This window comes from Shewanella yunxiaonensis, assembly GCF_018223345.1.
GTDB classification, from domain to species: Bacteria; Pseudomonadota; Gammaproteobacteria; order Enterobacterales; family Shewanellaceae; genus Shewanella; species Shewanella yunxiaonensis.
The window spans coordinates 1,200,774-1,213,217 of record NZ_CP073587.1; the positions used below are offsets into that span (position 1 = coordinate 1,200,774).

At 44.2% G+C, this 12,444-nt stretch carries 13 protein-coding genes; 11 read left to right on the forward strand and 2 right to left on the reverse strand.

What is annotated here, in order from left to right; all coding sequences use genetic code 11:
• Window position 1 precedes the first annotated feature (1 nt).
• The 3 genes from KDN34_RS05640 to KDN34_RS05650 all read left to right on the forward strand — a co-directional run bounded on the left by KDN34_RS05640 (window position 2) and on the right by KDN34_RS05650 (window position 1,464).
• A complete protein-coding gene (locus tag KDN34_RS05640) occupies window positions 2-268 on the forward strand; it encodes a type II toxin-antitoxin system Phd/YefM family antitoxin (protein ID WP_212595931.1) in 267 nt (88 codons plus the stop codon).
• Complete coding sequence (locus KDN34_RS05645) at window positions 258-593, forward strand: hypothetical protein (protein WP_212595932.1); 336 nt, start codon at window positions 258-260, stop codon at window positions 591-593. The genes KDN34_RS05640 and KDN34_RS05645 overlap by 11 nt, the downstream gene beginning before the upstream one ends.
• Window positions 594-717: 124 nt before the next feature.
• On the forward strand, window positions 718-1,464 hold the full coding sequence (locus KDN34_RS05650; RefSeq protein WP_212595933.1) for a metallophosphoesterase: 747 nt from the start codon (window positions 718-720) through the stop codon (window positions 1,462-1,464).
• A 277-nt stretch (window positions 1,465-1,741) separates the two neighbouring features.
• Here the strand turns inward: KDN34_RS05650 and KDN34_RS05655 are convergent, their stop codons facing one another.
• Window positions 1,742-2,080, reverse strand: coding sequence for a helix-turn-helix transcriptional regulator (locus KDN34_RS05655; protein WP_212595934.1), 339 nt, complete (start codon window positions 2,078-2,080; stop codon window positions 1,742-1,744).
• A gap of 374 nt (window positions 2,081-2,454) precedes the next feature.
• Entirely contained in the window at window positions 2,455-2,658 is a 204-nt protein-coding gene (locus KDN34_RS05660) for a cold-shock protein (protein ID WP_212596537.1), read from the reverse strand.
• Between the two features lie 706 nt (window positions 2,659-3,364).
• On the opposite strand from KDN34_RS05660, the gene KDN34_RS05665 reads away from it, so the two are divergent.
• From KDN34_RS05665 to KDN34_RS05700, 8 genes are all read left to right on the forward strand, one after another.
• Window positions 3,365-4,393, forward strand: coding sequence for a hypothetical protein (locus KDN34_RS05665; RefSeq protein ID WP_212595935.1), 1,029 nt, complete (start codon window positions 3,365-3,367; stop codon window positions 4,391-4,393).
• Between the two features lie 92 nt (window positions 4,394-4,485).
• Window positions 4,486-5,112, forward strand: coding sequence for a hypothetical protein (locus tag KDN34_RS05670; protein ID WP_212595936.1), 627 nt, complete (start codon window positions 4,486-4,488; stop codon window positions 5,110-5,112).
• A gap of 269 nt (window positions 5,113-5,381) precedes the next feature.
• Window positions 5,382-6,302 (forward strand): sulfate adenylyltransferase subunit CysD, encoded by a 921-nt coding sequence (cysD, locus tag KDN34_RS05675; RefSeq protein WP_407695784.1) that lies wholly within the window; start codon window positions 5,382-5,384, stop codon window positions 6,300-6,302.
• A 56-nt stretch (window positions 6,303-6,358) separates the two neighbouring features.
• On the forward strand, window positions 6,359-7,768 hold the full coding sequence (gene cysN, locus KDN34_RS05680) for a sulfate adenylyltransferase subunit CysN (protein WP_212595937.1): 1,410 nt from the start codon (window positions 6,359-6,361) through the stop codon (window positions 7,766-7,768).
• 35 nt (window positions 7,769-7,803) lie between these two features.
• Window positions 7,804-9,540 carry an SLC13 family permease gene (locus KDN34_RS05685; protein ID WP_212595938.1) on the forward strand — a complete coding sequence of 579 codons (1,737 nt, stop codon included), beginning with the start codon at window positions 7,804-7,806 and terminating at the stop codon, window positions 9,538-9,540.
• Between the two features lie 24 nt (window positions 9,541-9,564).
• On the forward strand, window positions 9,565-10,179 hold the full coding sequence (gene cysC, locus KDN34_RS05690) for an adenylyl-sulfate kinase (RefSeq protein ID WP_212595939.1): 615 nt from the start codon (window positions 9,565-9,567) through the stop codon (window positions 10,177-10,179).
• 16 nt (window positions 10,180-10,195) lie between these two features.
• Window positions 10,196-11,158 carry a DHHA1 domain-containing protein gene (locus KDN34_RS05695; protein WP_212595940.1) on the forward strand — a complete coding sequence of 321 codons (963 nt, stop codon included), beginning with the start codon at window positions 10,196-10,198 and terminating at the stop codon, window positions 11,156-11,158.
• Between the two features lie 92 nt (window positions 11,159-11,250).
• Window positions 11,251-12,414: a nucleotide sugar dehydrogenase gene (locus KDN34_RS05700; protein WP_212595941.1), complete on the forward strand. Its 1,164-nt coding sequence runs from the start codon at window positions 11,251-11,253 to the stop codon at window positions 12,412-12,414.
• The last annotated feature ends 30 nt before the right edge of the window (window positions 12,415-12,444 follow it).

The following is a 12,444-nucleotide window of genomic DNA, read 5'->3' on the forward strand; positions in this document are numbered from 1 at the left end:
CATGGCCTTATCTAGCTCACTTCGTATCACAACAGTGTCGGCCTTCAAGAAAGAGCTGGCTTCTATGGATGTATCTGAGCCAGTAGTAGTAACCCAGAATGGGGAACCTCTATACGTGGTCCAAGATCCAGTTCAGTTCGAGATGCAGCAGGAACAGATGGCTTTGCTACGACTTCTATCTTTTGCTGAAAAGGACGTTCAGGCCGGCCGAACAGTGTCATCTTCCGACCTTCGAGCCGGACTGAAAGGGCTTGTTGATGAAATTTGAGTATTCTCTAGCTTTTCAAGGTCAGCTTCATGAAAGGTTTTACTATTTAGCTAGACATATTGGACAGGTGGCGGCTCAAGAGCTTCTTGATGGCTTCATTGTTGGATTTGAGAAAAGAGTGAATAAACATCCAGGTAGCGCTCAATTGTGTGTAGAGGCGGCAGAATTTGGGTTCACAACTTATCACGACTATGTTGATTCAAAACTCCAATTGCGAACGTTCTATCGCTATTCTGAGGCAACGGGCGTTGTTTACCCATTGTTATTTTTAAGTACAAGACAAAGTATCCGGCAGGCTTTGATTCAATATTGTCTGCGCCTCTAGGATAGGTTTTAGACAATCAGTTTGATTTCGCCATACAACGACAGTGTCCCCAAACGCGTTTATCACCTCCTAGCAGGGCTGACTGAATCGCTCCTTGGTGACCAAAATTTAGTAAGGCTACAAAATGAAGATCCTTCATCTATCGGATATTCATCTAGAGTTCCAAGAGATGGCTGCGCCGAAAACAGATGCTGATGTTGTTGTTCTAAGTGGCGACATTGCCATTGGTACTGACGCAATTGACTGGGCTGCTCAGTTTCCTCAGCCTGTGATAACAATTCTGGGAAATCACGAAGCCTACGGTGGCGAGCCTTTGGATAAACTGATTGTGCGATGTCGGGGGAGGGCAAAAGAATATTCACATGTTCATTTTTTAGAAAACGAAAGTATTGTAATAGAAGACGTTCAATTCCATGGCGCAACTTTTTGGACGGATTTTGAATTAAATGGCCACGCTGCAGAATCTATGAAACTGGCTAGCGCCCTGCTGAACGATTATCGACGTATTCGCATTCACGAAGGACGATTTACTCCCGAGATAGCGGCGAAATTGCATAGAACGTCTAGGTTGTGGCTTTACCAATCACTGTTGAATTCAACTGCTACCAAAAATGTGGTTGTAACCCATCATTTACCCTGTGCAACAGCTGTTCAGCCTAAATACTGGGGCTCGAATTTAAGTCCCGCATTTGCTTCTGAATGCCCAGAGTTTTCTCAATTATCCGATAAAATCTCGATTTGGCTTTATGGGCACAACCATGACTGCCGAGCATTTATGTATAACAATATTTGTTATTCAACCAACCAGCGTGGGTATGCTGGGCATGAATTAGTTCAAGGGTTTAATCCAAATAGATTGGTTGAAATTTAACAAAACTGGCGAAATTTTCCTTCTATAATCGCATCGCGATTTAGAGGACGATATTGTGAAATGTGACGTTAAAATTTCATTTGGCCATTTGTGCCAGGGTAAGAGCATGAATGTTAGTTTGCACTCAAAATTGATCCACCATTTGCACAGTAAAGTGATCATACCTAGGATAACTTAACATACTGAATTGTTGTCATTGATGGTGAGATAAGCGGATCAGTTCCACATGCAAAATTTGGGTTGAATTGGATCAATTTTAGATGCAATTTAACAGTTATCAGAAGTCATCATCTACACTCCTCACTACCTTTCTTGCGTTCATAGGCAATAGCGAAAGCTTTTCATCTATATATTTATTATGCATCGCTATTTGGCGCGGATTTGCGTCGAATAGGCTTACCCCAACAATTTTGGCCACTTCAAAAACAGTTCCAATCTCACATTTTGGATCAGCCTTTTCGATACGTGAAAGCGTTCCCCGTGAAATTCCAGCTCGTTCAGCCACATCAACAGTGGTCATTTTCTTCTCTAAACGTGCGGCTCGGATGAGTTTCGCCAATAAGTCTATCGCTTCCTCAGTATACCGAGAATAAGTTCTTATGATGGATTTTGGCATAAATGCTCCATATATAGTGCATTATGTTTATTTGTGACCTATATACGATACATATTTTATAAATGCTGTAAAAAACATCAAGTTTAATTTGTACTATATATGGTTCAAGAGATTCCTTTGTGAACTATATAAGATACATATGTTGATAGGGCTTAGGAAGGGGATAATGCGATTGGATAACAATACAGCAGAATACTGTTGTGTCATTTATCTTGCACTGAGTATGGATTAAAAAGAATTCTGTGCAGAACTGTATTGAATCGACTGCTAGATGCTATAGACAAAATGCGGAATGGACTGATACGAAAATAAGCAGACCCAGAGTAAATCACCATGGGTCTGTGTGATGGTAATGCTATGTATCTTAAAGCAATTTACAGTGGCTTAACGTTAATGGCGCAAGGACCTTTTTGGCCTTTACCCACTTCAAATTCAACCTTTTGACCATCATTAAGTGATTTATAACCATCCATTTTAATTTCTGAATGATGAACGAATAAGTCTTTGCTTCCATCATCTGGTGTAATAAAACCAAAGCCTTTATCTGCGTTGAACCACTTAACTTTACCTGTACTCATATTTTCAATCTTCATTTAGGTGACCAGTGAATGACGAATCTTGCTATCACCATTACAAGAGTTGTCTTAACTAAGAAATCACAATCTGCCCATGGCAGCGTGCTTTCATATAGAAATAGCTGTCAATAATCTACAATACTAGCAATAGATACCGCAACTAATCATTAGGTTAAATTGCTCAATTAGCAAGAAGACGACGCAATAAAAATTGTGATAATGGATCGGAATGTGGCACAAACGTGCTGTGGAGCGAATGACAAATCGTAGGCTAAACTTTCTTCGTCACCCCGGACCATGTGAAAATAAAACAGGTACCGCGCGCATTTGGTTTTCAAAGCTAGCTGAAAAAATCAAAAACGAAGGTTTCCCACCCCTCGGATTTCACCTGCTACTAGGGGCAGACTTTCTTCTGTGTTGCGATCCGATATACAACTGACTAGTGATTCGTATCAGTTTGTGGATAGTTTTTCTCAGTATTCTCAATTTTCTCTGATATGAACCTGTCACTTTTCATCAGAAAGCCAATATGCAATAAACCTTGATATCAGAAAGTCTGACGAATTTTTTAATAACTTGGCAGAGGGGGACTGTGCAAGTGAAAATTCATCTATAGGACAATAAGTTATCTAGTTGATTTAGTTTTACATCACCATCAGATTTTTGATTACTCACAGCCATTATCCTATGATCAAATGATGATTTTAGGATGCGTAGCAATCACGATTCTCTCCATCATACGAGAATATTAGCGATGACTAAGACGTGTGGCGTGTTGGTGATCATATTGTTGTTACTTACAGGATGTGCGGTTGATTCCATCTCACCCGAAGACCCAATTGCCTTCATTCCCGACAGGTCATCAGAAGTAACCGTGGGACAGATGGATCGCGTGGCTGTACGGGGTGTGCTCGGTACTCCCCATCTTTCCAGTACAGACTGGGGGTTTGACCTATTTAGCTCAGATACTGAACAGACCGATGTCGTGGTTGCGGTGACACCTTGGCCAATTCCCTTCGCACGTTTCAAGGACCTTTTACAGCGTTACACGCTCGTTGCATACAATTCCAGTGGACGAGTCAGTGCTGTGGCGACCGGAGTTTTCAGACGACCCGCTTCATGGCGTAAAATCTCGCCTATTCAAAGGAATTTCATGTCGTTGCATCTACGTGCCGGGGATCTCATGTTCTTTCTCGATCCCGAGGGGGAGCGAGAAGATAATCTTCTTGTGTCGCCACGTCGCCGTGATGTCTTTCTACAGCATATCGGTTCGTCAAGTGGCTGTACAGTTGTCCTAGGGTGCGGAAACTCGGGATGTGCAGATCAAGTGTCGGTGGATGCTGGTCCGATCCGTAGACTGCCGCTACGGATTGCTCATGTGTATTGGTTCCAAGATGGAGAAAGGGATGCGTGGCTGGGAAATACTGAACCGAATAAGGATAATCCAAGTACACCGTGGATGGAGACACTGGTGGCCCTTAACCTTACTGCCGGGGAGCATATTTTAGAATTCTCGGCTAAATACCTGAGCGGAAAAGCCTCCTTGAAATTGGCGTGTTTATCGGGTGAGGTAACTTATGTGGTAGTTAATGCGACTGCCAATGAAAACTTTTGGAGTAGAGAGCTTGTAGATTGGCAGTTCAATCGAGTCGATTCAATACCGGGAGATTTTGTGGTTCGACCGTTGGTCCTGTTGGAGGACGGTAAATGGTATGTCGAAGCCAACATCAGCGATTGATTTAAATGTGTCACTTTGCCCCGGTATACCATTGGTATTGCAATTGCGTTAAATGTCGTTAGTCCATGTGTCTTAGCGTGGGGGGGGGAACAATGATTGGCAAATATATGATACTGATATTGCCCATTTTGGGACTTCTTGCTGGATGTTCATTAAATCAATCCACAATGCAGAAGGATCACGAAGGCGATATTTTTCCAAACAAGATCCCACTCGGTTCCCTCCGTGTCATGCAGGTATTGAATGTCGAAAAAAGTGACGTTCTCAAGGACCCCGTCCGCTATGCCAGTTTCATACATAATGCTACAGGTTTCATTTCTCCTTATTGGGATGCCGATGCCGAGAGCCAGTCACTAAGCAAAGAATTGTCATACGCAATCACCCAAGATAGCAACTTTGAGGATGGCTATCTTGTCGTCGGGCGAGTCTATTGTTGCGGTGGCGTTCAGGAAACCGTGAGTCGACAATATGCATTCAGCCCAGTATCACTTCCTGTCACGAAAGATGAGTTTGTTGAAGTTAACTTTGGTTATGGCAAGCCGGGGGATGTGAATCTAGTAACTCGGGTGGTAAATGGTTGCAGTTGGGTACCTCATGATCCCAATTTATGGGTCCGCATCCCCTATTGTTCCTGGATGAAAAGCGAAGGATGGATTGAAGTGAGCAGCATGATCACTTCTAGCAACCATGCATGGATAAAGGTACGGCCTAAAAATTGAGCATAGGAGAACAGCCATGAGCAATCAGAGATGCAGTCCAGATTAATGTCATGGTCAAATCTTCATGTAACTCTTTGACTTCCGGAATTGAATTTGAACCTTTAACCATATATTCACTAATGGAATAATAAGTTCCAAAATTGAAGATTTAGAGTATATAGGCATCTGGTAGACTCCGCTTAAACAAACGCAAACATAGGCAAAGCCGCTGGTGTCAGTTAGTGTTATCAGATACTTTCACACCGGATTTTAGCGAGAGGTTAGGTGGAGTGGAACAAAGCATAAATCAGCAGCGCATGACGCATTTGAAGGCGCTGGAAGCTGAATCGATTCATATTATGCGTGAAGTCGCTGCCGAATTTGATAATCCGGTGATGTTGTACTCCATAGGCAAAGACTCTTCTGTCTTGCTGCATCTCGCTCGTAAAGCTTTTTACCCTGGCAAAATTCCTTTTCCTTTACTTCATGTTGATACTACCTGGAAGTTTCGAGAGATGATCCGCTTTCGTGATGAGATGGCGCAAAAGCACGGCTTTAAGCTTCTTGTACACACTAATCCGGAGGGGGTAAAACTCAACATTAATCCTTTTGATCATGGCAGTGCTAAACACACCGACGTCATGAAAACGCAGGCACTCAAGCAAGCGTTGGATAAGTACGGGTTTGATGCCGCCTTTGGTGGCGCGCGTCGTGATGAGGAGAAATCGCGTGCCAAGGAAAGGGTTTATTCATTTCGTGATAGTAAACATCGTTGGGACCCCAAGAACCAGCGACCTGAGTTGTGGCACATCTACAACAGTAAAGTGAATAAAGGTGAAAGTATCCGTGTATTCCCACTATCCAATTGGACTGAGTTGGATATCTGGCAATACATCTATTTAGAACATATTGAAATTCCAGATCTATATTTCGCTGCTGAACGTCCTGTTGTTGAACGCGATGGCGCACTGATCATGGTGGACGATGAGCGTATGCCTTTGAAAGAGGGCGAAGTTCCGCAAATGCGTACCGTTCGTTTCAGAACCTTAGGCTGTTATCCACTTACCGGTGCCGTTGAATCGTCGGCATCAACGCTTCCCGAAATCATTCAGGAGATGCTACTGAGTACGACTTCTGAACGCCAAGGGCGGGTAATTGATCATGACAGTAGCGGCTCAATGGAGAAGAAAAAGATGGAAGGTTACTTCTGATCTTTTGCCGTAAATATTTCCATTGATACATGTGAGAAAGTAAGGAATTTAAATAAATGTCACCGAGTTCAGAATTAATTGCCACTGATATCGAAAGTTACCTGAAGATCCATGAAAACAAGGATATTTTGCGTTTTTTAACTTGTGGTAGTGTCGATGATGGGAAGTCCACCTTAATTGGCCGATTGCTGTATGACAGCAAAATGATTTTTGAAGATCAGATGGCCGCGATTGAGAAGGATTCCAAGCGGTTTAACACAACAGATGAAGCGTTTGATTTAGCCTTACTGGTGGATGGTTTACAGTCTGAGCGAGAGCAGGGGATCACCATTGATGTGGCTTATCGCTATTTCGCTACTGAACAGCGAAAATTCATTATTGCCGATACTCCCGGGCATGAACAGTACACGCGCAATATGGCCACTGGTGCTTCGACCTGTGATTTGGCCATTATTCTGATTGATGCCCGCCATGGTGTACAAGTTCAAACTCGACGTCACAGCTACATCTGTTCACAGCTCGGTATTAAACACGTGATCATCGCGATCAATAAGATGGATATCGTGAATTATGATCAGGACGTGTACCAGAAAATCAAAAAGGACTACCGTGATTTCGCCGAACAACTGAAGTTTAAAGATATCCGTTTTGTGCCAATTTCTGCACTGAAGGGCGATAACGTGGTGAATGAAAGTACCAATATGAGTTGGTACCCAGGTTCCCCGCTGTTGAAACTACTGAATACAGTAACGATCGACCGCCGAGTCGCGGATGCCTTTCGATTTCAAGTGCAGTATGTAAACCGGCCCAATCTGGATTTTCGTGGCTTTAGTGGCACGGTGGCTTCTGGCGATATTCGTGTCGGTGACACTATTGCTGTGCTGCCTTCGGGGAAGCGCAGTCAGATTAAGTCAATTGTAACGTTCGACGGTGATTTGGAAAAAGCCTCTGCCGGCATGGCGGTTACCCTTACCTTCAATGACGAAATTGATGTCGGTCGTGGCGATATGCTGGTAAGGCCACATGAGCCCTGCTTAGTGAGTGACAGCTTCGATGCTGACGTGGTCTGGATGTCTGAAGAACCTCTTTATGCTGACCGGGAATATCTCATCAAAGCCGGTAGTAAGCTCACGTCTGGTCATGTACGAGCGGTAAATTTTAAGGTGGATGTCAATACCCTCAAGCACAGTGAGTCCAGACAGTTGTCGCTCAACGAAATGGGCGAGTGTCGCTTCATTCTCAATGAAAAAATCCCTTTTGATCAATATGATGATAACCGTAATACCGGAGCATTTATCATCATTGATCGACTCACTAATGCCACTGTTGGCGCGGGAATGATTGGTCAAATCACTGAGTCGGAAGGCGCGTTACGCAAACAGTACAGTGAGTTTGAATTGGAGTTCAATGCGCTGATCCGTAAGCAATACCCACACTGGGGTGTGCGAGACATCAGCAAAGACTAGTGTCTATCGTTTACACATATATTGGATGGGAATGAATGACGCTAGACGCCTACCTGACGCTACTGTTGTTTGCGGCAACGATTGCTGGGCTTATCCGGTTCCAGACGCGCCCCGCTATGATCTTTGGCGGACTGTTGCTGTGTCTGGTCGCTTTCGGTCTGGTAAACAGACAGCAAATATTGTCGGGTATGGCGAATTCTGGGCTGGTGACACTGATCTTGTTGATGTTGTGTTCACTGGCACTAGAGAAAACGCGTTTTTTGAGGCTGATAGCCACTAAAGTTATTGTTAAAAGTTACCGTTCCAGCTGGTTGAGGCTGTTAGGGATCACCGCAGTGTGTTCAGCATTTCTGAATAACACTGCAGTGGTTGCTACGCTGATGGCTCCTATCCGCAATAATCCTTACCACAATGCCAGCCGTTTATTGTTGCCTTTGTCCTATGCCGCCATTCTAGGCGGCACAGTGACACTGATTGGGACCTCTACCAATCTGATAGTGAACAGTTTTTATATTAATGAAACCGGCAAATCTTTGCCCTTTTTCTCATTTGCAACGGTAGGCATTATTTTGGTGCTCGGGTGCGGCATCGTACTAGGATTTTGCAGTCGGTTCCTACCCGACAGTCGCACGAATGATCTGAGTCCCAAAGGCTATTTTATTGATGCAAAGGTGAGCAAAGGCTCGCCTCTAGTTGGTAAGAGTGTCGAAGTTAATGGTTTACGACATCTTGAATCGCTGTTTTTAGTCGAAGTGATCCGTAACGATCAATTGATATCCCCCGTTTCGCCGGCAGAAATTCTATATGAGGGCGACAGGCTGGTTTTTGCGGGTGACATTAATAAGGTGATGCAGCTACACCACTTCACTGGACTCAAATTGTTTGCCGATAAAGATGGACTGCTGAGTCGAGAACTGACGGAAGTGGTAGTGCGCCAGGAAAGTATTCTGGTGGGACGCACATTGAAGACTGTTGGTTTCCGGGCATTATTTGATGCCGCTGTAGTCGCTATCCGTCGTGATGGTCACAACATTTCAGGCAAACTTGGTGAGGTCACGATTGAAGCCGGTGATTTTCTGGTGTTGGCCGTCGGGGAAGATTATCGTCGGCGTCATAACATCTCGAAGAATTTCATCAGTGTTAGTGGTGTTGAACCGGATCAGAAACTCAGTGGTCGCTGTGAATGGTTGGCCATTGGCGGCTTTATTGCCGCAGTGACATTATCGGCATTAGGCGTCACAGATTTGATGCAGGCAATGTTGCTGTTACTCGGAGTATATATCTTCACTGGGTGTGTGACGGTAAATGAGCTGGCACGGCGCTTCCCATTAGATATCTGGTTAATCGTTTCAGTAGCAATTTTATTATCTTATGCTCTAGTTAACAGTGGGGTTACCGCTTGGTTCTCTCAGCAGGTCAAGGATTATGCGGTGGGTTTGGACCCTTTTTACCTCCTGTTGCTGACCTATATTGCAACCTGGTTGTTGACGGAAGTTGTGACGAATAATGCGGCAGCTGCACTGATGTTTCCGTTAGGTGTAGGTCTAGCCAAGGGACTGGGCGTCGATATTCTGCCCTTTGTGATGGTCGTCGCTTTTGCCGCCAGTGGTAGCTTTGTTAGCCCGTTTGGTTATCAAACGAATCTTATGGTCTATAACGCAGGTAAGTACCGCTTGACCCATTTTTTGAAGCTGGGGCTACCCGTGGCATTAACCTATGGCGCAATTGTAGTGTTGATGGTGCCGGAATTTTTCCCATTTAAGCCGGGATAACTGGCACCTGTGAAGGATGATTTTATGACAAATCAACATTCCCCTGATGTGGTCTGGCACCAGCATAACGTGAGTAAAAAGGCGCGGGCCAATGCTAAAGGACATCGTAAACCAGCCGTGTTGTGGTTTACTGGATTGAGTGGCTCAGGCAAATCCACTATTGCTAATGCCCTTGAACAAAAGCTGTTTGAACTTGGGTATCACACCTATCTTTTAGATGGGGATAATGTGCGTCATGGCCTCAATAAAGACTTAGGGTTTAATGATACTGACCGCGTTGAAAATATTCGCCGCATTGCTGAAGTCACCAAGTTGTTTGTCGATGCAGGTTTAATTGTGATGACAGCCTTTATCTCGCCTTTTCGCTCAGATCGTCAGCTGGTTCGTCAATTACATGCGGTAGGCGAGTTTATTGAGGTGTTTATCGATACGCCTTTGGCGGTGTGTGAACAAAGAGATCCCAAAGGCCTTTATATCAAAGCTCGTGCAGGTGAGATCAAGCACTTTACTGGCATTGATTCTGTCTATGAGGCGCCTTTAACACCTGATATTCATATAAAAACTGATGAAATGGATATTGATGCATGTGTAAGCGTTATTCTGCAATATCTGCAGAATGGCGAATATCTGATCCGATAATAGACGAGAAATTTCAATGCATTATGATGTGTTTAACGGTGATGCTGATGGCATTCTATCGTTAGTACAATTGCGCTTAGCTGAACCGAAAGACGCAGTTTTGGTTACAGGCGTCAAACGGGACATCGTATTACTTAAAAACGTCAAAGCTGCAGTCGGTGACACTGTGCAAGTACTGGATATTTCGATGGAGAAAAACCTGCCAGCATTGAAAGATTTGTTGGCGAATGGCATACCTATAAGTTACATCGATCATCATCGTACTGGTGATATCCCGGATTCACCATTATTAGCTGTGCACATTGATTTGGCGCCTGACACTTGCACGGCGTTAATTGTCAATAAGTTATTGAATGGTCAGTTTCAGCAATGGGCGATTGCCGCTGCTTTTGGTGACAATATGGTGACTGCTGCCAACCAGTTAGCTGCAGTGGAACACCTGAATGAAGATGATATCGTTTTCCTACAAGAACTTGGCACGTTGGTGAATTACAACGGCTATGGTAGTTCAATTGAAGATTTACACATCTCACCAGATACGTTATTCCATCAGTTGGTGATGTACCGTTCACCTCTTGAATTACGCGAAAATCCCTCATCGCCATTTTATAAATTACAGGCAGCTTATCAGGCCGATATGGCAAATCTAGAAGCATTGTCACCGGTTCATGATGATCACACATTGATAATGTATCAATTGCCGGATGCTCCCTGGGCAAAACGTGTCAGCGGAGTGATGGGTAATGCATTAGCGAATGACAACCCTGATAAAGCCGTTGCAGTGGTCACCAACAATGCAGATGGCACCCTGATGATTTCATTACGAGCGCCAATTAACAATCGACAGGGAGCTGGCGATATTTGTAGCCAGTTTGCCACCGGTGGTGGAAGAGCAGCTGCTGCGGGGATTAACAGTTTACCTTCAGATAAATTGTCGGATTTTAGCCATTCCGTAATCTCCTTTTACCGTAAAGACTGACATAACACTCTATAAGTTTTATCATTGGGCAACTTTCAGTCCTCATGCTTTTCTGGTGCGTGAAAATACGCATAAGAGAACCGGAAATAAATATGAAAATTGTTGTTGTAGGAACAGGTTACGTTGGCTTATCCAATGCAGTGTTATTGGCTCAGCATCATGAAGTAATCGCTTTGGATATTGTTCCTGAGCGCGTAGATATGGTTAACCAGCACCGTTCACCGATTGTTGATGACATGATTCAGGAGTATCTCGCGAGTAACACGCTGCACCTGTCTGCAACTTTGGATAAATCTGCATATGAGAATGCGGATTTTGTCATCATCGCAACACCTACCGATTACGATCCTAAAACTAACTACTTTAATACTAGTTCTGTTGAGTCAGTGATTAAGGATGTTGTAGTGATCAACCCCGCTGCCAGCATTATCATTAAATCGACTGTTCCTGTTGGATTTACCGAGCAGATGCGGCAGCAAAATGGCTCGGAAAATATCATCTTTTCTCCGGAGTTTTTGCGAGAAGGGAAAGCACTATACGATAATTTATATCCCTCACGGATTATTGTTGGGGAGCGTTCGGCCAGAGCTGAAAAATTTGCCAAACTACTTGCTTCCTGTGCACTGAAATCTGATATCCCGGTTTTATTTACCGACAGTACTGAAGCCGAAGCAATTAAACTGTTTGCCAACACCTTCCTGGCAATGCGTGTGGCATTCTTCAATGAACTGGATACCTACGCTGACTCTCGCGGACTGGATACTCGTCAAATCATCGATGGCGTTTGTCTCGATCCTCGCATAGGCAGTCATTACAACAACCCATCATTTGGTTATGGTGGTTACTGTCTGCCGAAAGACACCAAGCAGCTATTAGCCAACTATAATGATGTGCCGAATAATTTGATTGCTGCGATTGTGGATTCCAACCGTACACGTAAAGACTTTGTCGCGGATTCCATTATTAGCCGCAAGCCGAAAATTGTGGGTGTGTACCGTTTGATCATGAAGAGCGGTTCCGACAACTTCCGCGCATCCGCGGTGCAGGGCGTGATGAAGCGGATCAAAGCGAAAGGGATTGAAGTGGTGGTATACGAGCCCGTGCTCAAAGAAGATCAGTTCTTCCACTCCCGAGTGATCCGCGATTTAAATGAGTTTAAAGCAATGTCTGATGTCATTATTTCCAACCGTATGATGGAAGAGTTGAAAGACGTAGCCGACAAAGTCTATACCCGCGACCTGTTCGGTCAGGACTAAGTAAGTTAAGTGACCCATGCGATAGGTGGG

What these genes read in the sequence shown, in the direction of transcription:
- cysC (WP_212595939.1), top strand. Translation starts at nt 9,565, where the DNA reads ATGACAAATCAACATTCCCCTGATGTGGTCTGGCACCAGCATAACGTG.
- KDN34_RS05655 (WP_212595934.1), bottom strand. Translation starts at nt 2,080, where the DNA reads ATGCCAAAATCCATCATAAGAACTTATTCTCGGTATACTGAGGAAGCG.
- KDN34_RS05660 (WP_212596537.1), bottom strand. Translation starts at nt 2,658, where the DNA reads ATGAGTACAGGTAAAGTTAAGTGGTTCAACGCAGATAAAGGCTTTGGT.
- KDN34_RS05670 (WP_212595936.1), top strand. Translation starts at nt 4,486, where the DNA reads ATGATTGGCAAATATATGATACTGATATTGCCCATTTTGGGACTTCTT.
- KDN34_RS05640 (WP_212595931.1), top strand. Translation starts at nt 2, where the DNA reads ATGGCCTTATCTAGCTCACTTCGTATCACAACAGTGTCGGCCTTCAAG.
- KDN34_RS05665 (WP_212595935.1), top strand. Translation starts at nt 3,365, where the DNA reads ATGCGTAGCAATCACGATTCTCTCCATCATACGAGAATATTAGCGATG.
- KDN34_RS05650 (WP_212595933.1), top strand. Translation starts at nt 718, where the DNA reads ATGAAGATCCTTCATCTATCGGATATTCATCTAGAGTTCCAAGAGATG.
- cysN (WP_212595937.1), top strand. Translation starts at nt 6,359, where the DNA reads ATGTCACCGAGTTCAGAATTAATTGCCACTGATATCGAAAGTTACCTG.
- KDN34_RS05695 (WP_212595940.1), top strand. Translation starts at nt 10,196, where the DNA reads ATGCATTATGATGTGTTTAACGGTGATGCTGATGGCATTCTATCGTTA.
- KDN34_RS05685 (WP_212595938.1), top strand. Translation starts at nt 7,804, where the DNA reads ATGACGCTAGACGCCTACCTGACGCTACTGTTGTTTGCGGCAACGATT.
- KDN34_RS05645 (WP_212595932.1), top strand. Translation starts at nt 258, where the DNA reads ATGAAATTTGAGTATTCTCTAGCTTTTCAAGGTCAGCTTCATGAAAGG.
- KDN34_RS05700 (WP_212595941.1), top strand. Translation starts at nt 11,251, where the DNA reads ATGAAAATTGTTGTTGTAGGAACAGGTTACGTTGGCTTATCCAATGCA.